Annotated in this window: 15 protein-coding genes; 10 read left to right on the forward strand and 5 right to left on the reverse strand. The window is 73.2% G+C overall.

The features are described 5' to 3' along the window. The first annotated feature begins 287 nt into the window (after window positions 1-287). The 3 genes from ACFWI4_RS12565 (at window position 288) to ACFWI4_RS12575 (ending at window position 5394) form a co-directional block, all read left to right on the forward strand. Entirely contained in the window at window positions 288-1781 is a 1494-nt protein-coding gene (locus ACFWI4_RS12565; protein WP_385399431.1) for an SCO6880 family protein, read from the forward strand. A 302-nt stretch (window positions 1782-2083) separates the two neighbouring features. Next, window positions 2084-3601 carry an ATP/GTP-binding protein gene (locus ACFWI4_RS12570; RefSeq protein ID WP_387194679.1) on the forward strand — a complete coding sequence of 506 codons (1518 nt, stop codon included), beginning with the start codon at window positions 2084-2086 and terminating at the stop codon, window positions 3599-3601. Then, on the forward strand, window positions 3589-5394 hold the full coding sequence (locus ACFWI4_RS12575) for a type IV secretory system conjugative DNA transfer family protein (protein WP_387194348.1): 1806 nt from the start codon (window positions 3589-3591) through the stop codon (window positions 5392-5394). The genes ACFWI4_RS12570 and ACFWI4_RS12575 overlap by 13 nt, the downstream gene beginning before the upstream one ends. Here the strand turns inward: ACFWI4_RS12575 and ACFWI4_RS12580 are convergent. Both ACFWI4_RS12580 and ACFWI4_RS12585 read right to left on the reverse strand, forming a co-directional pair. Next, window positions 5312-6553 (reverse strand): DUF418 domain-containing protein, encoded by a 1242-nt coding sequence (locus ACFWI4_RS12580; protein ID WP_387194351.1) that lies wholly within the window; start codon window positions 6551-6553, stop codon window positions 5312-5314. The genes ACFWI4_RS12575 and ACFWI4_RS12580 overlap by 83 nt on opposite strands. Next, entirely contained in the window at window positions 6550-6942 is a 393-nt protein-coding gene (locus ACFWI4_RS12585) for a hypothetical protein (protein ID WP_385399439.1), read from the reverse strand. Before ACFWI4_RS12585 ends, ACFWI4_RS12580 begins: the two co-directional genes overlap by 4 nt. 162 nt (window positions 6943-7104) lie before the next feature. Here ACFWI4_RS12585 and ACFWI4_RS12590 point away from each other — a divergent pair, with 162 nt between their 5' ends. Next, window positions 7105-8139, forward strand: coding sequence for an NlpC/P60 family protein (locus tag ACFWI4_RS12590; RefSeq protein ID WP_385399442.1), 1035 nt, complete (start codon window positions 7105-7107; stop codon window positions 8137-8139). 122 nt (window positions 8140-8261) lie between these two features. Here ACFWI4_RS12590 and ACFWI4_RS12595 read toward each other — a convergent pair whose 3' ends face one another. Beyond that, a complete protein-coding gene (locus ACFWI4_RS12595) occupies window positions 8262-8768 on the reverse strand; it encodes a DUF4913 domain-containing protein (RefSeq protein ID WP_387194355.1) in 507 nt (168 codons plus the stop codon). A gap of 322 nt (window positions 8769-9090) precedes the next feature. Here ACFWI4_RS12595 and ACFWI4_RS12600 point away from each other — a divergent pair, with 322 nt between their 5' ends. From ACFWI4_RS12600 to ACFWI4_RS12615, 4 genes are all read left to right on the forward strand, one after another. Then, window positions 9091-11004 (forward strand): hypothetical protein, encoded by a 1914-nt coding sequence (locus ACFWI4_RS12600; protein WP_387194358.1) that lies wholly within the window; start codon window positions 9091-9093, stop codon window positions 11002-11004. Window positions 11005-11250: 246 nt separating this feature from the next. Further along, window positions 11251-11568, forward strand: coding sequence for a hypothetical protein (locus tag ACFWI4_RS12605; protein WP_387194361.1), 318 nt, complete (start codon window positions 11251-11253; stop codon window positions 11566-11568). Between the two features lie 566 nt (window positions 11569-12134). Beyond that, window positions 12135-12980, forward strand: coding sequence for a hypothetical protein (locus tag ACFWI4_RS12610; protein WP_387194364.1), 846 nt, complete (start codon window positions 12135-12137; stop codon window positions 12978-12980). Between the two features lie 102 nt (window positions 12981-13082). Continuing rightward, window positions 13083-14666 (forward strand): glycosyl hydrolase, encoded by a 1584-nt coding sequence (locus tag ACFWI4_RS12615; protein ID WP_387194367.1) that lies wholly within the window; start codon window positions 13083-13085, stop codon window positions 14664-14666. Between the two features lie 140 nt (window positions 14667-14806). Here the strand turns inward: ACFWI4_RS12615 and ACFWI4_RS12620 are convergent, their stop codons facing one another. Further along, window positions 14807-17743, reverse strand: a complete 2937-nt coding sequence (locus ACFWI4_RS12620; RefSeq protein WP_387194370.1) for a BTAD domain-containing putative transcriptional regulator — start codon at window positions 17741-17743, stop codon at window positions 14807-14809. A 195-nt stretch (window positions 17744-17938) separates the two neighbouring features. Between ACFWI4_RS12620 and ACFWI4_RS12625 the strand changes: the two genes are divergently transcribed. Continuing rightward, entirely contained in the window at window positions 17939-19690 is a 1752-nt protein-coding gene (locus tag ACFWI4_RS12625; RefSeq protein ID WP_387194373.1) for a hypothetical protein, read from the forward strand. A 384-nt stretch (window positions 19691-20074) separates the two neighbouring features. Further along, window positions 20075-22645 (forward strand): hypothetical protein, encoded by a 2571-nt coding sequence (locus tag ACFWI4_RS12630; protein WP_387194376.1) that lies wholly within the window; start codon window positions 20075-20077, stop codon window positions 22643-22645. 100 nt (window positions 22646-22745) lie between these two features. Here the strand turns inward: ACFWI4_RS12630 and ACFWI4_RS12635 are convergent, their stop codons facing one another. After that, window positions 22746-23141, reverse strand: a complete 396-nt coding sequence (locus ACFWI4_RS12635; RefSeq protein WP_387194379.1) for a hypothetical protein — start codon at window positions 23139-23141, stop codon at window positions 22746-22748. Window positions 23142-23964: the final 823 nt, after the last annotated feature.

Raw genomic sequence — 23964 nt, forward strand, 5'->3', positions numbered from 1 at the left:
GGGCGCATCGGCGGCGGGCGGCGCGGCGGCGGCCGCCGGACCCGCGGGAGTCGCCGTCCTCGCGGCGGTGGCCGCGGCACAGGTGGCCGGCTCCACGGTGACCGGCGCCGTCGAGGGCGCCGACGGCGAACTGGGCCACAACAAGTGACCCCCCTCGCCTGACCCGCCCCTCCCGTTCGTCCCTCTCCCCCCGAACGGCCGCCGGGTTCCCGCTCCCCCCGCGGGAACCCGGCGGTCTCACCCCGCCGCGCCCGACCCCCGTCACCTCCTGAAGGGAAACCGGACCCATGTCCACGGAAGCCGTCATCCATCCGACCTACGGAAACTGGCGCAGGCCAAGGCGGCCGGGGCTCGGACCGCTCGGACTCGTCGGCACCTTCGGGGTCTTCGGCGGGCTCATCGTCACCCTGCTGGCCTCGCTGATCTCCCTGTACGCGGCGCTGGTCGTGCTCGTGCCGACCGTCGTGTTCCTGGTGCCGCTCGCCGTCCGCACCCAGGACGGGCGCAACGTCTACCAGCTGATCACCCTGCGCATCGGCTGGTGGCGCCGCAAGGCGAAGGGCGCGCACCTGTACGTGTCCGGCCCGCTGTCCGCCCGGCCCGGCGGCCGGTTCCGCCCGCCGGGCCTGCTCAACAAGGTCAGCGCGACCGAGGGCAGGGACGCCTACGACCGTCCCTTCGGCGTCCTGCACCACCCGGTCCGCAACCTGTACACGATCGTCCTGGGCTGCGACCCCGACGGCGGCTCGCTCATCGACCCGGACCAGGTCGACGTGTGGGTCGCGCTGTGGGGCGAGTGGCTGGCGCGGCTGGCCCACGAACCGGGGCTGCGCGGTGCCACGGTGATCGTGGAGACCGCCCCCGACCCGGGCACCCGGCTCGCCCACGAGGTGCTGCCCCGCATCCACCCGGACGCCCCGCCGGCCGCCCGCGCGGTCATGGAGGAGGTCGTCGAGCGGTACCCCAGCGCGTCCTCCGAGATGCACACGTACGTCACCCTGACCTACGGCGTCCCGCCGGGCCAGCGGCGCAAGAAGGACGACGTGATCTCCGATCTCGCCATCCGGATCCCGGGCCTGCTCAGCGGGCTCGTCGCGGCCGGCGGCGGTGCCGCCTACCCGCTGTCGGCCGAGCGGATCGCCGAGGTCGTCCGGGTCGCCTACGACCCCGCCGTCGCCGCCGACGTCCTCAACGCCCGCGCCCAGGAGGGCGGTACGGGCCTGGAGTGGGACGACGCCGGTCCCGCGGCCGCCGTCGAGACGGTGAACAGCTACCAGCACGACTCCGGTGTCTCCCGGACCTGGATGCTGACCTTGGCGCCGCGCGGCACCATCCGCTCCTCGGTGCTGCGGGGCATGCTGGAGGCGGCCCCCGGCACCCGGCGCAAGCGGGTCGCCCTGGTCTACCGGCCCATCGACCCCGCCACCTCGGCCCGCATCGTCGAGGCGGACCGGCGCAGCGCCCAGTTCATGGCCTCGTCCGGCAAGGGCATGGTGCAGGCCCGCGCGGCCTCCGAGGTGAGGGCGGCGGAGCAGACCGCCGCCGAGGAGGCCTCGGGCGCCGGGCTCGTGGAGTTCTCCCTGATGCTCACGGTCACCGTCGACAACCTGGAGGAGCTGGCGGACGCCAGCGTCACCGTCCGCAATCTGACGGCCGCGTCCCGGGTGCTGATGCGGCCCGCCGACCGGATGCAGGCGGCGGCGTTCAGCTGCACCCTGCCCGCCGGGATCCTCCCCTGGGAGCAGACCCTCGTCCCGCACGAACTCCAGGAGGCGCTGTGAGCCGGCGCGAGCAGAAGCAGGCCGAACGCGCGGACCGGCTGGCCGAGGAGCGGCAGATGCTCACGGCCGTGACCGGGGGCCGCTCCGGCACGGCCGGTCCGGCGTCCGGACGGTCCGGCGGTCCCACGGGCGGCCCGACGGCGGGGGCCTCCCGGGGCGCCTCGAAGGGAGCGGCCGAGGGGTCGGCGAAGGGAGCGGAGAAGGAGGCCTCGAAGCGGGCGTCCAAGGCTCCGGCGAAGCCCCGGGAACTGTTCGTGCCGCACCGCGGCTGGTACGGCGTGGGCGGCGGGCGCGTCGGCTACATGGATCCGCCCACCATGTGGCGGGCCACCACCGTGCAGGCATGCGGCATGTGGCCCTTCGCCGCCGGTTCCGGGTCGCCCATGACCGGAGTGCCGCTCGGGCAGCATCTGTTCACCGGCGCCACCGTCTGCGGCGACCCGCTGAACTGGTTCACCCGGGCCCGCTACATCTCCAACCCCTCCCTGTTCATGCTCGGCATGCCGGGCCTGGGCAAGTCCACCCTGATCAACCGCATGCTGATCGGGCTCGCCGCCACCGGTGTCGTCCCGCTCGTCCTCGGCGACCTCAAGCCCGACTACGCCGACACCGTCCGCGCGCTCGGCGGCCAGGTCATCTCCATCGGCCGCGGCCGGGGCGGCATCAACGTCCTCGACCCCGGCGCCATGGGCGAGGCCGCCGCGAAGATCGGCGGCGAGGCCGGAGAGGTCCTGAAGGCCGAGGCCCACGGCCGTGTGCTGAACATGGTCGCCGCCCTCATCACCATCGTCCGCGGCCGCCCCATGGACGACCACGAGCAGTCCGTGCTCTCCGCCGTCCTGCACCATCTGCGCGAACGGACCCCCGAAGGCCGGGCGGTGCTGCTGCCCGACGTGCTGCGGGTGCTGACCGAGGGCCCGCCCCGGGTCCGCGCGGTCACCCTCGACCGGGGTGACGACGCCCGCTACCGCGACGCCGTCGACCCGCTGCACCGCTCCCTGCTCGGCATCCTCGACGGCCCGCTCGGCGACACGTTCGCCTCCGAGACGTCCACCCGGATCGACCCCGACGCCCCCGCCGTGTGCATCGACATCTCCGGCATCGGCGAGGCCGACACCCAGCTGACCGCCGCCGCGATGCTCGCCGCCTGGTCCGACGGACTCGGCACGGTCGCCGCCTCGCACGCCCTCGCGGACGCCGGACTCGCGCCCAGACGCTGGTTCTTCACCGTCCTCGACGAACTGTGGCGCCCGCTGCGCGCCGCCTCCGGCATCGTCGACCGCATCGACGCGCTCACCCGGCTGAACCGCTCGCTCGGCCTCGGCGACGCCAAGATCACCCACACCCTCAAGGACGCCGAGGCGCTCGGCACCGACGCCGACCGCGCCAAGGCCCGCGGCTTCGTCGAGCGCGCCGGGATGGTGGTGTGCGCCGGACTGCCGAAGACGGAGATGGAGGACCTCGGCAAGGTCGTCGGCCTGTCCCGGCGCGAGATCGAACTCGTGTCGTCCTGGTCGTCGCCGCCCGGCTGGGGCGTCAACGGCGACAACGAGGAACCGCCGGGCCGCGGCCGCTTCCTCATCAAGGTCGGCGGCCGGCCCGGCATCCCCATCAAGGTCGCCATCACCGACGCGGAACGCCGGCTGCACAACACCAACACCCGCTGGACGCCCAACGACGAAGCCGTCGAGAAGGCCGCCGCCCGCGCCGCCGAACAGGTGGCACGGGCAGCGCGGGAGGGCCTCCACGGACTCCCCGGCGCCCCCGGCACCCCCGCGGCCCCCGGCTCCGAGGCGGCGGCCGGGCGGTGGACCGCGTGAGGGGCGGCCGCAGCGGGAGCGACCCGCACGACCTGCTGCCGTGGGCGGTCGTCGCCGTCGCCGGCACCGGACTGCTGGTGTTCACCGTCGCCTGGTCCGGCGGCACCCTCGGGTCCGGGCTCTCCGGCAACGGCTGGGCCGCCCCGCCGTACGCCCTGTCCACCGTCACCCGTCTGGTCACCGACGGACCGGCCGCGCTGTGGCCCACCGCGCCGGCCGCCGCCGTCTACGCGGGCATGCTCGGCCTGCTGGCCCTCCTCGTGCTGCCCGTCGCCCTCCTCGTACGCCTCTTCATGGACCGTTCCGCCCGCCCCAAGGGCCTGGCCGGACGGCGTGAACTGGCCGCCATGTGCCCCAAGGGCATCGAGGCCCGAGCCCGCGAGCTGCGCCCCGGCCTCAAGGGCCGCGACCAGGTGCACCCGGACGAGACCGGCAACCTCCTCGGCGACCTGGAGCCCAAGGGCCCCGAACTGCGCAGCAGTTACGAGGACGTGGAGCTCGACCTCATGGCGCCCCGCGCCGGCAAGTCGACCGGGATCGCCGTGCCCCGGGTGCTGCGCGCCCAGGGCGCCGTCCTGCTCACGTCCAACAAGTCCGACGTGTACTCCGTCACCCGCGCCGAACGCGCGAAGGCGGGCACGGTCTGGACGTTCGACCCGCAGGGCATCGCCCACACCCCGCGCGCGATGTGGTGGAACATCCTCGGCGAGTGCCACACCATCGAGGGCGCCCGCCGGATGGCCGGCCACTTCGTCGCGTCCGTCAACGACGACACCGCGAAGAAGGACTTCTGGATCTCGGCCGCCCAGAACACGCTCACCGCGCTCTTCCTCGCCGCCGCCCGCGGCCGGACCCCGCTGACCGACCTCCTCGGCTGGCTCGCCGACCCCGCCGACCGCACCCCGATCGACCTGCTCCGCGAGGTCGGACTCGTCGCGATGGCCGAGCAGTTGCAGGGCACGGTGCGGGGCGCGGTGGAGACACGGGACGGGATCTACGAGACCGCCCGGCAGACCGTCTCCTGCCTCCTCGACCCCGAGATCCTCGCCTGGGTCACCCCCGACCCCGACCTGCCCGAGTTCCGTCCCGACCGGCACGTCCTCGGCAACGACACCCTCTACCTGCTCTCCAAGGACGGCGGCGGTTCCGCGGCCGGTGTCATCGCGGGCCTCGCGGACGCGACCATGCGGGCCGGGGTCGTGGCCGCCGAGCGCATGGGCGGACGCCTCGACCCGCCGCTGACCGCGGTGCTCGACGAGGCGGCGAACGTATGCCGCATCTCCGATCTCCCCGACCTCTACTCGCACTTCGGCTCCCGCGGCATCAACGTCGTGACCCTGCTCCAGAGTTACCGGCAGGGTGCCCGGGTGTGGGGCGAGGTCGGCATGGACGCGCTGTGGAGCGCGGCGACCGTCAAGCTCCTCGGCGCGGGCCTGGACGACGCCGACTTCGTCCAGAAGATCTCCACCCTCGTCGGCCAGCACGACGTCCGCACCCCGAGCGTCTCCCGCAGCAAGGACGGCACGTCACGCTCGTACTCCTACCGCCAGGAGGCCGTCCTGCCGCCCGACCGGATCCGCGCGCTGCCGAAGGGGACCGCGCTGCTCCTCGCGACCGGCGTCAGGCCCGCCCTGATCCGGCTCCGCCCCTGGTACAAGGAGCCCGGGGCGGGAGCCATCTCGGCGGCGGCGAAGGAGGAGACGGCGGCGATCACGCGGCGGGCCGCGGAACGTGCGCTGCCGGGGGTGAGTCTGGGCAAGCCGGCGCCCGGCCGGGACGCCGCGCCAGCGTGAGCGTGCGCAGCAGCAGTTCGGCGGGCGCGTACCGGACCCGGCTCATCAGCCGGGCGCCGACGGCCAGTTGGAGGCCGTACAGCGGAACGCAGCCCGCGAGGACGAGGGCGGTGCCGACCCGGTCGTAGAGTCCGAGGCCGTAGCCGGTGAACACCAGGGCCAGGAGGAGCGACTGGGTGAGGTACTGGCTGAGCGCCATGCGCCCGGAGGCGGCGAGCAGGTCCGCCACCGGGCGCACGGCACCGGCCAGCAGCAGCACCGCGCACGCGTACGACGCCGTGAGGGCCGGCGCGGTGAGCAACGACACCGCGTGGCCGACCAGGAACCACCGGCTGTCCAGCGGCCCGTTCGCGCAGCAGGCGGTGACGACACCGCCGGCCAGGCCGACCGGAAGCCACCGTGCGAGGGTCCGCCGCAGCCACCGCCGGTCCCGGCCGCGCCGCTCCACCAGTCCCGTCCCGGCCGCCGCGAGTCCCGCCAGGAACGCGGCCAGCATGTCCGGGGCGTACATCAGATTGGCGCCGAGCGCGGTGGGCAGCTCGCGCAGATGCGCCCCCACCACCGACAGGGCGCCGCCCCGGTAGGCCGCCACCGTGTCCGCGACCCGGGGCGCGTACGCGGACGGGGTGAGCGGTTCGGTGAGGGCGACGGTCAGCAGCCCGTACCCCAGCAGCAGGACGGCGAGTCCCGCCACCAGCGCGACGGCGAGGCGCACGGCGGCCCGGGGCGTGAGGTCGCGCAGCCCGTACAGGACCAGCCCGAGGGCGGCGTACGTCATGAGGATGTCGCCGGGGTACAGCAGCACGGCGTGCGCGAGGCCGAGGCCGAACAGGCCCGCCGTACGCCGCAGATGGAGCGCGGGGAACACCGCGCCCGTCCGCCGGGCGGCCCGCCGGTGCAGGACGAAGCTGTAGCCGAACAGGAAGGAGAAGAGCTGGTAGACGGTGGTCGTCGCGGTCACCGCCCACGCGGCCGCCCGGTCCGCGGCCGAGGCCCCGGGACCGCCGCCGAACGCCGTGTAGGGGCCCGCCATCAGCTGGGCGTTGACGAGCAGGATGCCGAACAGGGCGAAGCCGCGCAGCACGTCGAGCTCGTCGACCCGCCCGGGGCCGCCGGACCCGTCCCCGGTGTCCCCCGGCGCGGCCCGGCCCCGGCTCACGAGGAGACCACGACACCGGCGCCGAAGGCCAGCGTCGAGGACAGGAACCAGCCGAAGGACGGCGCCAGCAGATACCGCAGCGTCCACAGCCGGGCCGTGGCGGGCCGGTTCCGCGCGTAGACCACGGGCACGCTGCCGCCGACCGGCGGCAGCCCGCACAGCGGCCCCCGCCATCCCGGGTCGAGGACCAGCCCCCGCCCCAGCTGGTCGGGGAAGACCACGAGCCCGCCCCACCGCGGGTCCGAGGCGCCGCGGGGCGTCACCCGGCCCATGACCCGCCGTCCGCGCAGCGACAGCTTCAGGGCCCCCAGCGCCGACCGTGTCGCCAGCGCAAGAAAGCCGAGGCCGAACCCCGTGCTCAGCGCCAGCAGCACCAACTCCGCGCCCATACCGCTCCCTTCGTCCGCCGACCGCACCTGGACGCACAACGGGGCGCGCGTCCCACCGGTTCATACCCGTGCTTTGAACCACCGGACGCCGGAGCCCCGTTGTGGGAACGACCCCGCACCCGCACAGCTCATGCGACGCCCACGGAAGGAGCCTCGGCACTGATGAGACGGACCCTGCGCGCACACGGCCGGCGGACGGCGGCGACCGTCACCCTGGCCCTCGCCCTGACGGCGACGGCCCCGCAGCCGGCCCGGGCCGATCCCGGCACCCTCCCCGAGGTACGCGCCGAACTCGACCGGCTGTACCACGACGCGGAGGTCGCCACGAACAAGTACGACGCGGCCGACGAGAAGGTGACCGAGCAGGAGAAGCGCGTCCGGTCGCTGCGGTCCCGGATCCGGGCGGCCGAGACGCGGCTGGGCCGGCTCACCTCGCTCGCGGGCGCGGCGGCCCGCGCCCAGTACCGGGGGGACAGCCTGCCCGCCGAGATGCAGTTCGCCCTCTCCGACAACCCCGAACGCGCCCTGGACGACGCCTCCTTGGCGCGGCAGGCGCAGCAGGCCACGCAGGGGGTGCTGACCGCCCTGAGCGCCACCCGCGAGGACCTGGGCTCCCGCACCGAGGAGGCCGCGGCCGAGCTGAAGCGGCTGCGGGCCAGCCGCGGCGCCCGCGACACCGAGCGGAAGGCGATCGAGGGGCACATCGCCGACGCGAAGAGCCTGGAGTCGCGGCTGGAGAAGAAGGAGGTCGAACGGATCGCGGCGCTGGAGAAGAAGGAGGCGGACGAGGCCCAGGCGAAGTGGGTGGGCACCGGCATCCTGAAGAAGGTCGGCACCGCGGCCACCCCGGCCGGGCGGAAGGCGATCGCGTTCGCCACCCGCCAGCTCGGCAAGCCCTACGTGTGGGGAGCCGAGGGCCCCGACTCCTACGACTGCTCCGGCCTGACCTCGCAGGCCTGGCTCGCGGCGGGCCACCCGATCCCCCGCACCTCGGAGGAGCAGTGGCGGCAGCTGAAGCACGTGCCCATCGAGGACATGCGGCCCGGCGACCTCATCATCTACTTCTCCGACGCCAGCCACGTCGCCCTCTACATCGGCGGCGGAAGGATCATCCAGGCTCCGCGCCCCGGCCGCTGGGTGTACGTCTCCCCGGCCGCGTCGATGGAGATCCTCGGGGTGGTCCGGCCGGACGCCTGACCGCCGACGCGGGCGGGAAGCCGGGAAGAGGACGGACGAGGACGAGGGGCGGACCGCCGTGGTCCGCCCCTCGTGCCGCGGCAGGCGGCGTCCGCCCCGTCGCGGCGCCCGGAGCGGGTCCGTCAGCCCTGGGCCGGCGGCGGTCCCGGCGGCGGTCCGAACGGGTCGATCGCGTCGACGGCGGGAACCTCCTTCGCGCGGTGCGAGCCGGGCTTGCAGCCGGCGAACACACCCGACGGGTCCCGCAGGTTCTGCATGATCGGACCCAGGAAGTCCCGGTGCCAGCTCGCCGGCCCGCTCGGTCCCGACTCGGAGCCGGTGTCGCTCATCTCGCCCCAGGCGAGCCACAGCCCGTGGAGCTGGGCCACCGCCTCCGGATGCTCCCACCAGCGCGAGCACCAGGGAGCCATGGAGGTGACCTCCCGGCCGTAGACCGGCAGCAGCACGTGGTGCACCCACAGGGTGAGCTGCCGCAGTGCCCGGCCGTACTCCGGCGCCTCCAGATAGAGGATGAACTTCGGCGCGGGGGGCGGTGGCTGACTTTCCGGCGGCGCCTGAGCGGCGGATTCCGGGGAAGGTTCCGGGGGCGCTGCGGTCACCTGCTCGGCGTCGGGCGTCTGAACCGTCATGGCGCTCCTTCCTGGTGTTCGGTGAGAGCCGCGTCGGACAGTGGCCGGGAACCCCCGGAACAACGAGGTCCGGGTCCCGTCCGGTCACCACAACGCACGCCTGTCGTACGGGGTTCACGGATGCGGCGATTCCCCGGTGAACCGTGGTCCGGCGCCTGCCGTTGTTACCTCGAAGACGGACAGGCCCGAAGACGGACAGGGCGGTGGGATCCGCCCCCGGGCAACCGCACACGATCACGTGAGCACTCGTCGGTCCCACCCCCGTTCGATCCGCGGTGCGGGTGGACGGCGGCTGCTCGTCGGGCAGAAAGGGAAGACCGCGATGGCTTTCAGCGAATCCAAATTCCGGCGCGGGCGAGACAAATCCTTCGAACGTCTGAACCGCTACCGGGGTCTGCGGCAGGCGGACAATCCCGCCCTCCACGCCGCCATGACCGCCTTCTACGACCAGGTGAGGTTCGAGGGGCGCGAGATCAACGCGGGACGGCAGCCCGCGGCGAACACCCAGGTGGTCCACGACCTGGTGCGTGAGCTGGACAAGCAGGGCGCCTTCGCGGTCCGGGCGCGCTGGTGGCTGGACAACCAGAGCAAGAGTGCCTACAGCAAGCCCCGCAAATGGGCCGACGCCCTGGTGGAGGCGGGCGCCGACCACGTCAGGAACACCGGCGCGTGGTCGAAGACGACCGGGATGCCGGCGGAGCTGAGGGCGGAGTTCAACAACGGAAGGACGCTGGAGAGCACCCCCGGGGCGGCGATCCTCGACGGGCTGGAGACGGGACACGACCGCGGGTCGTCCTCGCCCTCGTTGAACTACATGTGGGGCCAGTCGTCCCAGACCTTCATGGGCCATTCCCGCGGAATGGTCCACGCGGACGTCTACCGCGGGGTGGACGAGAACAGCGTGCTGAAGACGATCGAGATGCCCGAACTGCTGAACAAGATGGCGCGGGGGGAGGTCGATGGCGTGACCTTCCACGTACGGCGGCGGAACCAGCAGACGGCGGTGCTGGACGAGGTCGGCACGTACACGGTCCGGTCCCAGAACTCCTGGGACCAGGTGATGCCTCTCGACCGGACGCCCTCGTACCTCGCGGAACAGGGCCGGGAGTATCAGACCCAGCAGGTGGCACGCTCCATACTCAGGAACCGACAGGGACTCCAGCAGTCGCTCGACGGTTTCAGGACCATCCTCGACAACGCGAACAGGAACCCCGACGAAGTCGTCTTCATGACGGGCGCGGGCGAGGAGTTCCCGCACAGCACGGCGACCCGTGAGCAGATCGCGGGATGGCAGCGTCATCCCTCGCAGAGTTCGCAGTCCGGCCAGAACTGGCCCGCCGCGCCGTCGGCCGCCCAGACGCTGGAGGACAGGCTCCAGGCCCTCGCCTCCGCGCAGGACGCGCTAGGGAGCGCGTCGAGCCGTTCATCGGGCTCCGACCCGCGGCTCCCGGCCGGAAACACGGTGAGGGAGTCCTTCCAGACGGGGACGACGACCTCCAGCCACGGGTCCGGCGAGTACCTGGTCCCGGTGAACACGCTGAGCAGCGAGCAGAGCCTGTACATGTCGAACGCCCGCCATCAGCTTCCCACCGGGGGCCAGATGTTCAGCGGCTACACACCCACCGGCGGCCCGGCGCCGCACTTCGAGACCCCGGACTACGGGATCGACAATCCGCTCTCGACGACCATGTCCAACATGAGCCTGGCGGTGTCGCCCGGTGAGGAGTACGGCACCGGCGGGTCCTCGTACTTCGACTCCCACTACGACACCCAGAACCCGCGTCAGACCTACGGCGGCGGCTCGTACGAAGCGGTCCCCGGTCCGTACGCCGGGTACACCATGAGCGCCACGCCGCAGATCGATTCGGTGGACCGTCAGTCCTACTTCCCCAGTTCCCAGGCGCACCGTGGCAACAGCGGCTCCTCCGACAGCCAGTTCGGCGAACCCCTGAACCGGGTCAACGCCAACGACTACACCCCCTCGTCCCCGTCGTACGAACCCGCTCCCCCCGCGGCGACGGGGCCGCAGGAGCGCACCCCGAGCACGGGCTCGGCCTCCTCGGACTTCGGAGCGCCCCTGGCCCCCGTCCAACGGAACCCCAGTCCTCCGTCCGAGGCTCCGGCGCAGAGCAGTTCGTCGGGGCACAAGCACAGCGGGAAGCCGAAGAAGCCGAAGCCGAGCGGCGGGACCACGGGGTCCCACCAGAAGAAGAAGCCCGGCCCGAGCAGGAGCTGACGGACTCCACCCGGGCCCGCGACGTGCTCGTGCCGCCGCGGGCCCGGCCGTGGGAGGCGCCGTCCTGCCGGAAGCCGCGCCGTCGGCAGGCTGTGGTCCGCCGGGGCTGACGGCGCGCCCGCGGGACACCGAAGTCCCTTTTGGGGGCGGCCGGTTGAACCGCCGGGCGCGCCGGGTCCGTTGTTCCCCTCGGACTGGCGTCGGCATCGGGCCGACGGATCACAGCCGAGAGATCGGAGGTACGCCATGACCGCAGCCCACGCCTGGCGGTCCGCGTCGCAGGGTCTGCTGGAACGCCGCCGGTCCGCGTCCGCCGCGGACGGCGGCCATGTCCCTCGGACCGGCCCCGCGCGACCGGTCGCCGGGGCCCCGTGGTTCCCCGAGGACGGTTCCCTGCCGTCCCGCGAGGACAGCGCCCCGTCGTCCCCCCGGGGAAGCGACCCGTCGTTCCGCGACGACGGCGCCGCGCGGACTCCCGAGGGCGGCGCCGTGTGGTTCCCCGAGGCCCCGCTGCCTCCCGGTCTGCTGCCGTTGCCGAGCGGGTTCGAGCTGCGCGGGGCGTGATCCGCGCGCCGCCTCGAAGGCGTACATCCGGCAGGGCGAGGTTCGGACAGGGATGAGGGGCAACCGTGGCGAATGACAGCGTCGCTTCCCCGGCCGGGAGGCGGCCGGCCGCAAGGGCACCGATCGCGCGGCCGGATCCCCCCGAAGTCCGGCTGGCGCGCGGCCTGCTCAGCACCGAGTACGCCATGCGAGGCCGGCGGCTCGGCGGCCCGGCGCGCCCGAGGGACACGGGAAGCGCCTGGGACCAACTTGCGGACGAGCTGCGCCGCTTCATCGACACCTTGAGGGGCCGGTCGTCGGCGCGAGGCGGAGCTCCCTCGGCCGGTGGCGGGTCGCAGGCCGAGGGATCGTCCGACCGGACCGGGCCGGAACCGGCTCAGGCGATGCCGGGCGGGGCACCCGGGCAGCCCCCCTCCCCTCAGCCGCCGCACGCGTCGAGGGAAGCCTTCGAAGGGACGATCAGCCGGCTTCCGCCCCCTGCGCGGGAGGCCTTCGAGGACGCGGTTCTTGACCTGGTCAGAACCGAGAAGAAGTGGAGGAAGGCGTACAACGCATCCCCCACGAGCATGCCGAGCGTCGCGATGTACGCCAACAACGCCTACCTGAGGGAGCTGCGGCGCAACGCTCCCCCGAGCGCCGAACCGCCGCCGCGGACGCGGGGCCGGTCACCGGGCGAGGTACCGCGGACGGCCACCGCCGCCGAGGCCATGACCGACGCCCAGAACTCGATCATGGCCCGGGACCGGGAGCAGTTCCAGCGGGTCCGCGCGCTCTGGGAGCGCCCGGCGTCCGGCCGGCGGGACTCGCTCGCCTCGTCCACCGGCGGTGGTTTCGCGTTTCCGGGCGAGAACGAGATGAGCGACGGCCTCGCCTTCGAGGGGGCCCGGCGGGCGCGGTACGCCCCGAGCGTCGACAGCTCCCGCAATCCGGGCCAGGACCAGCTCAGTGACGCGATCGGCTTCCAGGCGGCCCGGGAGGCGAGCCTCGCGAGGGTCACCGCCCTCCCCCTGGGCCGGACGCCCGCCCCTGTCCATGAGGCCGAACAGGCCCACCACGACGGGAACGACACCGCCTTCGACGCCCCGGGCCGGGAACCGCTGAGCGACGGCCACGCCTTCCTCGCGGCCGGGACCGCCCCGCTGTCCGGGAGCCCGCCACCGCTGCCCCACGCTCTCCCGAGCCCCATGACGCCGGTGTCTCCCCTGGCCAGTCCCACGGTCGCGGCGACGGGCGAGCCCCGGCCCCTGCTCAGCGACGCGGGACGCCTGGCCGCCCGCGACTCGATCTCCTCCACCCACACGGCCTCCACCTCCCGCGATGCCGCCTCCCCCGCACGTTCCACCCCCGTCGCCACCCCTGTGCGCACCGGACAGAACACGAACGCGACCACCCCGAAGGCGCGACGGGTCTGACATACGCCACCGGTGAACCGTCCACCCCCGCCCGGCCGTCGTGCCTGCGGCGACGATCCCGTCGCCGCTTCGGCACCCGCCCGATGGAGAGGCACACGCTCTATGCGCAGACGCACCTCGTTACTCCTGGCCCTGCTCCTGGTCGTCGTCGGTGTGACCGGCACGGCCCTGGCGATCCAGCGGAACGGCTCGGGCGGCGGAGGCCTCCACGAAGGACCCGCCGCCGACGTCGGCACCGCCGAGCACACCGTCACCCTCCAGAACAGGACGGACGGCCGTATCTGGGTCGGCAGCACGGTGAACGCCGACGGTTCGACCGCGCTCACCGGCCTGCCGGTGCTGGACCCGGGCCAGTCCGCCACCCTCACCGTCCCCGAGCGCGAGGGTGCCGGTCACTGGCGCGGCACCTTCTTCGCCCGCCAGGGATGCGGCGGCGAGGAGGGCAGTACGTTCCACTGTGCCGTCGGTGACTGCGGACCGTTCGCGGACCACTGCTCCACGGGTGAACAGCCCACGGGACTGGCCGAGTTCAACTTCGATCCGGCCGACTCCCTGGCACCCTGGTACGACGTCAGCTACGTCAACGCCGTCGCCGCGCCCGTCACCATCACGCCCGACGGCGAGGCACCGCCGCCGACCGGGGCGTGCGCGGTCGCGGGCTGCGCGGAGGACCTGCTGTCCGGCTGTCCGGCCGACGACCTCGTCAAGGACGCGGGCACGGGCGCGCCGCTGGTGTGCGTCAACCCGGACCGGGACGCGAAGACCCCCTACAGCGACATGATCAACCAGAAGTGCCCCACCGCGTACGCCTGGTCCAGGCAGGACGCCGAGCCCGGCAACAAGGTCATGTACCAGTGCACCAGGTGCGCCGGCCTGACCGTCGCCTTCGGGACCGGCGCCGCCGCCCCGACCGACCCCGCGACCACGGCCCCGCCGGGCCCCGGCAAGGAGACCCCGGCCGCCGGCCGCAAGGGCGTCAGCCTCAACCCGGTCGACGGGGCCTCCCAGGCGCTGGCGGATTCCGGCGCGTCCTGGTACTTCAACTGGGCGTCCTCCACCGGTGCCGTCACCAGGCCGGCCGGTGTCGACTACGTCCCGATGATCTGGGGCCCCGGCTCGGTCAACGACACCGAACTGGGCCGGGCCGCGGCGGAAGGCAGGGAACTGCTCGGCTTCAACGAGCCGGACTCGCCGAAGCAGGCCGCCATGACTCCCGAGCAGGCGCTCGACCTGTGGCCCCGGCTGGAGGCGACCGGCCTGCGCCTGGGCGCTCCCGCGGTCGCCGGCGGCGCCGACGTGGCCGGCGGCTGGCTGGACCGCTTCATGCAGGGAGCCGCCCAGCGCGGTCTGCGCGTGGACTTCATCCCGCTGCACTGGTACGGCTCCGACTTCGGCCCGGCGGCCGCCGACCAGCTGCGCGGTTACCTCCAGGCCGTGCACGACCGCTACCACAAGCCGATCTGGCTGACCGAGTACGGCCTGATCGACTTCTCCGGGGCCACACCCCGCTATCCCGGCGAGCAGGAGCAGACCGACTTCATCAGGTCGTCGACGACGATGCTGGACGGCCTGGACTTCGTGGAGCGCTACGCGTGGTTCACGCTCTCGACCGTGACCAGCCCGACCGGCCTCTACGACGGAGCGACGGCCAACGCCGGCGGTCGCGTCTACCGCGACGCGAGCTGACCCCCGCCCCGGTTGAACCGTCCTCCGCCGGGGTCCGTTGTACGGGGGAACCCGGCCGGGGCACCGCCCCCGGAGCCCCGGCCGGACCATGACCGAAGACACCGAGGACATCGCGGCGCGGGGAGCGAAGGAGACGTATGTCAGGCGTTCCGCCCCGGCTCGGCCGCCTCCTGGGCGCGGGCGCCGGGCGGGCCGTCCTCCAGGCCGCCGAGCCGCGCACGGACCTTCTCGGCGTCCGGGTGATCGAACTCCACGAAGATGGCCAGGGCCTGGAGCCAGCTCTCGCGTGCGGCCTCCGGTTCGCCGGCGTCCAGTTGGGCGTCCCCGAGGTTGCCGAGGGTGTGGCCCTCTCCCCAGCGGTTGCCGATGTCCCGGTGGGTGCCGAGCGCCCGGCGGTAGTGCGCGACCGCGTCGTCGTGGTGGCCCAGCCGGCGGTGGACGGTGCCGAGGATGTCCAGGGCGATGCCCTCGACCCAGCGGTTGTCGTTGACGCGCAGGACGACCAGCGCCTGCTCCAGGATCGCGACCGCCTCGTCGAAGCGGCCGAGCCGCTGGTAGGCGTCGCCCAGGTTGCTGAGCGCGATCCCCTCGCCCCAGGCCCCGCCGACACCCCGGTCGAAGTCAAGCCCCCGCCGGATGTACTCGACGGCCTCGTCGAGCTGCCCGGACTGGAGGTAGGCGTCGCCCAGGTTGGCCACGGCCGACTCCGTGCCGTCGTCGTCCCCGAGGGCCTCGTAGGCGGCCATCGCCCGGTGCAGGTGGGCGATCGTCTCGTCGAACCGGCCCGAGCTGCGCAGGGCGGCCGCCATGTCCGCGAGCCCCTGGGCCTCGCCCTCGCGGTCCTGGGCGGCACGGGCGGCGGCCAGGCCCACGCCGGCCGTGTCGAGCCAGTCGTGGGTGTGGCTGCGGAGGTAGAAGAACCCCCACAGGACCGCGGGCAGCCGCCACGCGATGCCCGGCTGCCCGGAGGCGGCGGCCTGGTGCACCGCGCTGACCAGGTTGGCCCGTTCCCGCTCGCACCAGTCGAGGGCCTCGTCGTGCGTCGTGAACTCCCGCGGCCGGCACAGCGGGGGCGGCGGATCGAGGGGGATCCGGCGCCGGCGCGGGGTGATGTGCGGGTAGGCGGCGTCGGCGCTGTGCAGGTACCAGGAGAGCAGCCGCTCGACGGCCGCGTCCCGCTCCCGCGGTGCCTCCTCGGCGCGGACGCGTTCGGCGGCGTACACGCGCAGCAGGTCGTGCAGGGTGTAGCGGCCCGGGAAGTGCTCGCTGAGCAGATGGGCCCGGGTCAGCTCGACGAGCAGGCCACGGGTCTCCCGGGGCGGCAGCCCCGCGAGCGCGGCCGCGGCGGACGCGGAGACGTCGTGCCCCGCGTGCAGGCCCAGCAGGCGGAACAGGCGCGCGGCCGGGGCGGACAGCGCCTTGTACGACCAGGAGAAGACGGCCCGTACGTCGGTGGTGAGGTCGTCGCCCCCGGCGAACGCGTCGAGGCTGCCGTGGCTCTCACGGAGCTCGTCGACGATGGCGCTGAGCGGGAAGCCGGGGTACGCGGCGGCGTGCGCGGCCACGATGGACAGCGCCAGCGGCAGCCGGGCGCACCGCTCGACGATCTCGTCCACCGCCCGTGGTTCCGCGGCCGGCCGGCCGGGGCCGAGGCGGCTCGCCAGGAGGTCGTACGCCTCGGCGGGCGTCAGCTGGTCGAGCGTCAGCGGGTACGCCCCGTCACCGGCCACGAGTCCGGTGAGCTGGTTGCGGCTGGTGACGATGACCAGGCAGCCGGGAGAGCCCGGCAGCAGCGGGCGGACCTGCTCGGTGTCGCGGGCGTTGTCGAGCAGGACGAGCACCCGTCGCCGGGCGAGCATGCTGCGGTAGAGAGCGGCCTGGGCGTCGAGGCTCGCGGGGATGCGCATCGGGGGGACGCCGAGCGCGTCGAGGAAGGTCCGGATGGCGTCCTCGGGCGTCACCACCACCCCGGTCGGATCGAAGCCGCGCAGATTGACGTAGAGCTGTCCGTCGGGGAAGCGGCCGGTCAGCTCGTGGGCCCAGTGCACGGCCAGGGCGGTCTTGCCGATGCCGGCCATCCCGCCGATGGCGCTGATCACCACCGAGGCCGGGGCCTTGTCCCCGTCGGGCAACAGGGCCCGTACACGGCTGAGTTCGGCTTCCCGGCCGACGAACGTCGGCAGGTCGGCGGGCAGTTGGGCCGGGGTCGCGGCGTGCGCGGTGACGGGCGGGGCGGGGCGCGCGGACGGTTCCGGTTCCGTGGTCCGCGACGGCCCGGCTCCCGGGGAGGCGTCGGCGGCCAGGGAGGCGTCGGCGGCCAGGATGCGGTCGCGCAGGTCCCTGAGCGGCGCACCGGGTTCGATGCCGAGCTCGGCCACCAGGGTGGCGCGTGCCGCGCGGTAGGCGGCGAGCGCCTCGGCCTGCCGTCCGGACCGGTACAGCGCCAGCATCAGCAGTCGGCACAGCCCCTCCCGCAGCGGGTACTTCCCGGTCAGCGAGGCCAGTTCGGCGATCACCTCGCCGTGGCGCCCGAGTTCCACGTCGACGTCCAGCCGCGACTCCAGCGCGGCCAGCCGCTGTTCGTCCAGCCGGGCGCCCTCGGACTCGGCGAGCGGCCCGGGAACCCCGGCCAGCGCGGCACCCTGCCAGCCGCCGAGCGCGGCGTGCAGCAGATCCGCCGCCGCGGACGGGTCACCGGCGGCGCGCAGTCTCCTGGCGTCGGCCACCCGTTGCTCGAACACCCCGAGATCCAGGGCGTTCTCGGGAATCCGGACCAGATATCCGTCCCCGACCGAGACGACCAGACGGGGGGCGTCGGCCGCGTCCCGTTCCGGTTCCAGCTCCTTGCGCAGACGCGACACATAGGTCCGTACGACCGACACGGCGGCGGCCGGCGGGTCCTCGCCCCAGACCGCGTCGAGGAGTTCGGCGAGCATGACCGGGCGGCCCCGCCTGAGCAGCAGTGCCGCCAGCACGGCCCGCTGCTGCGGGGGGCCGACGTCCACCTCCCGCTCACCACGCCATGCCCGGACCGGCCCCAGTACGGCGAAGCGCACGGATTCCTCAAAGGCGTTCACTCTCCGCACTCTACTGAACACTCCATTCCACAAAGGGGAGTTGGGGGTGTGCGAGGGGCCACACGGCCCTTCCGGTTCCGTCTCGCTCCGTCCTGGATTTGAACCGTTCGCGGGCGGCTCCCGTTGCGCTACGAGGACCCGAGGCGACGGGCCCGGCAGGCGCCACGCGGCCGGACGCGTCAGGAAGGAAGCGCCATGAGCCGGGGCGAACAGACACCCGGAGAGACCACGGGGGACGAACCCGCCGTGCCCGAAGAGCCGGCCCCCGCGCCCGGCTTCGCCGTGGTCATCTCCGGCGACGGCACGGCCGCCATCGACGGCGAGCCCGTACCGGCGGCGGACGGAGTGACGGTCGACGCCGCGATCCTCGACGTTCTGCACGGATACGCACGGGACCGCGGCACCCCGGTGACCGCCACCGTCTCGGACCCCTCCGCCGGCTACGTGGCGTACGTCGAGGTGGCCCCGGACGGTTCGAGCACGCTGATGGACCAGCGGGAGCGGCCGGAGCCCTCCCGGGCCGCCGAGGGCTCTCCGGAACCGGCCGAGGGCTCTCCGGAGCCGACCGAGAGCGAGAACACGGCTGCGTCGTACTCGGGGGCCGGAACCGCCGGAGACGGTCCCGCCGAAGGATTCATCGAGGAGTCCGCCGAAGCGTCCGCCGGAGAGGCGGAACCCGACGAGCCGCTCTACGAGGACGCCGACGACAGCCTGGAAGCCGACGACCGGGCCGAAGACGATCTGGACGACGAAGACGCATTCGACGATTCCGATGCGGACGCCTATGTCGATGCCTACGCCGACGATGCCTACGCCGACGATGGCGATGGCGATGGCGATGGCGATGGCGATGGCGATGGCGACGACGACGACGGCTTCGACGTCGATGCGTACGCGTTGGCACGGCAGCGCCGGCAGGAATCCGTATCCGCGTCTCCTCCCACGCCGCCCCCGCCGTCCTCCCCCGGCGGGGGCGGCGACCTCGGCGCGAGCCCCGGTGCGAAGCCCGTCCCGCAACTCGCCCCGCAACTCGTCCGCCGAAACGGAACGCGTCAGTCGGACGACGAGTACGTGGGACCCGGCCTGCTCCACAGGCCCCTGGTGGTCGGCCCGGTGGCCCTCGTCGCGGCAGCCCTCGTCATCGTGCCGCTGGTGATCCTGGGCAGTGGCGGGTCGGACGACGGCAGCCGCCAGACACAGGCCGCCCGGTCGAGCGACGAGAAGAGCGGACGTCCGCGGGCCGAGAAGCCGGGGCCGATCTCCACCTCGACCACGAGCATGTCGCCATCGCCCGGTTCCTCGGCCTCGCCGTCGGCCGGGCCGAAGGAGTCCAAGGGCGCGAAGGAGTCGAAGGGACCCAAGGGTGCCAAGGGCGCCGAGGACCCGGGGAGCGGCGGAGGGGTCACCGTCACGGTGACCGCGAGGCCGCCGCAGGCCACGGTGACCGCGAAGCCCGCACAGGACACCGCCGCCACCGCCGTGAACCGTCTCGCCCGGAACGATCCCTCCGGACGGCACATCTGCTACCGCGCCTACGTCTCGGGACAGGGCTGGCAGAAGCCGGTGTGCGACGGCACGATGGCCGGCACCTCGGGCCGGAACAACCCGATCAAGGCCCTCAACATCGCGGTGTCCGGCGGCGGCGGCTCGGCCGCGAACGCCTTCGTGCACAAGCCCGGCTCGACCGACGGACGCGGCACGTGGGAGCCGAACTGGACGGCGGTGATCGCCGACGGCAGGAACAACTACATCGGCAGCACGAAGAAGGGCGCCCCCGTGATGTCGGGCTTCGCCATCAACATCGGCAGCGGCCGGATCTGCCAGTCGGCCAAGGTCCACGGCTTCGACTGGGGCGCCCAGGGCTGCGCCGACGCCCGCCCCGGCTACATCTTCGGCGGCGCCCTGGAGAACGACCGCTGGCTCGAAGCGGTCAAGTTCACGGTCTGACGGCCGGTCACCCCGAGACAGCCGCACGACGGAGGGCGGCGCACACCCCGCGCCGCCCTCGCCCGATCCCGGCCGGCCATCGCCGCCTGCGCCCGATCCCGCCATCGCCGCCTGCGCCCGATCAGGCCATCAGCCGATCCGGCCCCCGCCCCGGGCGTCCCCCCTCCCTGAGGGATCATCAAACCGCTGGGCCGCCCAGCAGTTGGCGGTCGGCCGCGGTGCGTCCCGGGCCCGGCGACGCGGTCCCGAAATCCGGCGGCACGGCCGTACAACCAAAAGGCGAGGTCAGCGGTCTCACGCGTGTCCGGTACCCGTCTGCCGGCCGTTCTGTCAGCGACAGGCTCCGTCGTACGGCAGCCTGTCCGCCCGCTCTTCAGGAGTCCCATGCGCCTCAAGCAGGTCTCGCTCGCGGCGGCGATATCCGTCGTCGCAGGTCTGACCACCGCCGCCGTCGGCCTCACCGGTCCCGCCGCCTGGGCCGACGGCGTCACCACGGCTGCGCTGCCCCTGTCGCACTACGCCCACATGGCGGTCGACGGAGCCCACCAGCACCTGTTCTTCAGCCAGGGCGCCGGTACGACCGGCATCGTGGTGACCGACCTGTCCGGCGCCCCCGTCACCACCATCGACGGCGAGCAGGGCGCCGACGGCCTCGCCCTGTCCGCCGACGGCGGGACGCTGTACGCGGCGCTGACCGACGGCGACGCGATCGCCGTCATCGACACGGCGACGCTCACCGAGACCGGCCGCATCGGCACCGGCACCGCCAGCGCCCCGGTCTCCGTCGCGCTGGCCGGCGGCGAACTCTGGTACGGCTACACGGCCGACGACGGCAAGGGCACCGTCGGCTCGGTGGACCCCTCCGCCGCCGACCCGGTGCCGACCCCGCAGCCCGTCATGCCGCACTGGCCGGGCACCCCCCTCCTCAGCACGGGCGGCGGGGTGCTCGCGGTGACCGCGGCGCAGGACGCCCACTCCTCCATGACCCACATCGCCACCTACGACGTCTCCTCGGGGGCCCCTTCCCTCAAGGTCGACATGGGCCTCGGCGGCGCCACGACGGGCCCGGTCGAGGTCACCTCCGACGGCACGAGACTGCTCGTTCCGCAGTCGGCCTCCGTGTACGTGTACGGCACGGCGGACCTCATGGCCGCCAAGCCCTACGGGTACTACACCGGCGGAGTCGGCTCCTCCGTCGACTCGGTCGCGATCGACTCCGACGGCACGATCGCCCTCGGCGCCACCGCGGGCTCGGGCGCGGGCGCCTACCTCTACGCGGCGGACCAGTTCGCCGAGAACCACCTCGCCTTCCCGGCCGGCACCGTCGCCCCCGACGGCCTCGCCTGGGGCGCCGACGGCCGCACGCTCTACGCCGTCACCCAGGCCAACGGGTCCTACACCCTCGACGTCAGCGGCGACGCCAAGCTCACGGACACCGCGCTCACCCTGAACTCCCCGTCGCCGTACGCGATCCCCACCGAGCGGTTCACCGTGAACGGAACGGTGGGCGGCCACGGCTTCGTGCCGGCCGGCGCCACGCTGAAGGTCACCCGGGACGGCACCGGCCTGCCCGACGTCACGGTCGGCGCGGACGGTTCGTTCGGCATCACCGACACCCGCCAGGACGAGGGCGGGTACACCTACGAGGTGTCGTACGCCGGTGACGCGACGCACCGGCCCGCGACCACCTCGCTCAAGGTGTGGGTGTCCAGGGCCGGAACCTCCGGCCCGTACGCGGAGGTCAGCTCGTTGACGCCGCGCAAGGTGGCCTTCACCGGCACGGTCATGACCGACCTGACCCGCGGCCCCTTCGCCGAGGGCGACACCGTCCAGGTGACCCGGACGAACGAGGACACCCACGAGTCGGTCCAGCTCGCAGCGGCCCCGCTCGACCCGGCCACCGGCACGTTCACGGTCACCGACGCCCCGGGGACGGCGGGGTGGTTCACCTACCGCCTGTCGTTCGGGGGCGACGTCACGCACCAGCCGGTCTCGAACGACGCGAGCTTCACCGTCTCGCCCTACGCCCCGGCGCTCACGCTGAAGGCCCCCGCGACCGCCACGCGCGGCAAGGCGCTGAGCTTCGGCGCCGTGCTGAGCGAGGGCCCGTACGACAGCGGTGAGAAGGTCACCGTGACCCGCACGGACGCGGCGCACACCACGACACCCGTGACGTGGACGGCCCCCGTGGCCGCCGACGGCAGGATCACCGTCAAGGACACCCCCACCATCGGTGGCGCCAACGCCTACACGATCGGCTACGCGGGCGACTCCCGCCACCGGGCGGCCACCGCCTCCGCGACCGTCCAGGTCTCGCGCGCCACGACGAGCCTGTCCGTGGCCGCCAACGCCTCGACCTACGCGTACGGCGCGACGGCCACCGTCACCGCCCACCTGGGCACCACGAGCAACGGCCGTACGGTCTCGCTCTACGCCACCCCCGCCGGCGGCAAGAAGACGCTGCTCAAGACGGGCGCCGTGGACGGCAAGGGCAACCTGACGGCCACGTACAAGATCGTCGGCAATACGACGTTCACCGCGTCCTACGCGGGCGACTACCTCTACGCCCCGGCCACGGCCACCCGTGCAGTGAGCGGCCAGGCGAAGGTCGCGCAGGCCCTGAGCGGCTACTACACGACCACCACGTACAGCGGCACCACCTACCGCGTCTACCACCACACGGCGCAGCCGACGGTCACCACGACCGTGTCGCCGAACAAGGCCGGCCAGTGCGTGCACTTCCAGGTCCAGCAGTACTACAGCGGCGCCTGGCACACGCTCAGCACCTCGGGCTGCTTCACGCTCGACTCCAGGAGCACGGCGGCGGTGCGGCTGAGCCTCACCCACGCGGTCAACCAGAAATTCCGGGTGCGCTCGGAATACGCCCACAGCGCGAAGGACACCGCCAACGTGAGCACATGGGGCAGCTGGCAGTACCTGACGGTCAGAACCTGACACCCTGACGACCGTTGAACGCGAAAGCCCAGCTCAGACCTTGCCTGAGCTGGGCTTTTGCGTTCAGCGGTGGTGAGTGCGAGACGCGCCTCACACCGGATCAGTCTCCCAGAATGAACTTGGGCTGGGAGTCGGCGGTGCTCCATTTCCCGTAGCCGAGCAGGGGGTGCTGGCCGACCCGGAGTCCGGGCCGCGCCTGGTTCTTCCAGCTCATCACGACCATCGGCTTGTCCCGTTCCTCGACCACGACGGTCGCGCCCTCGAACGGCTTGCCCTTCGCAGTGAACGCGCGCAGCATCACGGCCAGTTCGTCGGCGTCCTTGCGCGAGCCGCTCAGGGCGCACAGCTTCGAGACGGGCCTGCCGTCGGTGCCCATCCGGGTGCCGACGGCCGCCAGCAGCGCTCTGGTCTTGCGCGGGTATTTACGGTCGAAGTTCGCCGTGAAGACGTTGCCGAGGCAGTTGGCCACGGCGACGTACGACGGGTCGTCCGCCAAGCTCTTGCCCTGGGCACTCTCATCATGCGATAGATGACGCTGTCCGTGAGCAACTCGAGCCCTCCCCCCGTGGCGGGGGAGGTAACGATGGCCTTCTTGTCGAAGCGGCCCGTGAGGTAGTTTCCGTCGCTCTCGTACGAGACCGCGGTGTCCACGTCCGTCTCGTCGTACCCGTAGGTTTCCTTGGCCGTCGCCTTGACCACCAGCGAATCGTTCCCGCTCTCCGACGGGGACCGGAAGTCGTACATGTCATGGATGTAGTAGTACGGCGGGAAGGCGTACAAGTCCTTGTCCCGGGCCATCAGCGGCCGGACCGTGCGCAGGTCGAGATAGTCGATGAGCATGAGGCCGCCCGGTGGGAGCTTCTCGAACACGTCCACCAGCGCGCTCCGCGGAGCGGGCTCCGATGCGGCGCCGGAGCCGCCCCCGCCGCAACCGGCGAGCAGCGTGACCGCGACAGCGGTGCCGAACAGCTTCGATCCCCATGAACGCACAAAGTCCCCTTCCCCTGCGTGCACGGCGGCCGTGACCTGCACGTCGCGGAAGGAGACTTCCACCCACCCCTCAAGGTTGTGCGGAACCGCGGGCGGCCCAGTACCTCGCTCGGTCCTGAGCCCCTAGGACTCGTTCAGGTCCGGCACATCGGCACGTCCGGGGCGTCGGCACGACCGGAGCGCCTTCAAGCCGAGAAGAAGCACCCCGATCGAAACCCCTCTTGCCAGCCCCCGCATCGGGTCGGTGTTCACGAACACCAGGCCGCCGGCCCCGCAACGCAGATCACGCTTCCTCCCCCGCGCCGGCTCCCCGCCGACGGTATGTGAAG

It is taken from the genome of Streptomyces sp. NPDC127038 (assembly GCF_042725875.1).
Lineage (GTDB): Bacteria > Actinomycetota > Actinomycetes > Streptomycetales > Streptomycetaceae > Streptomyces.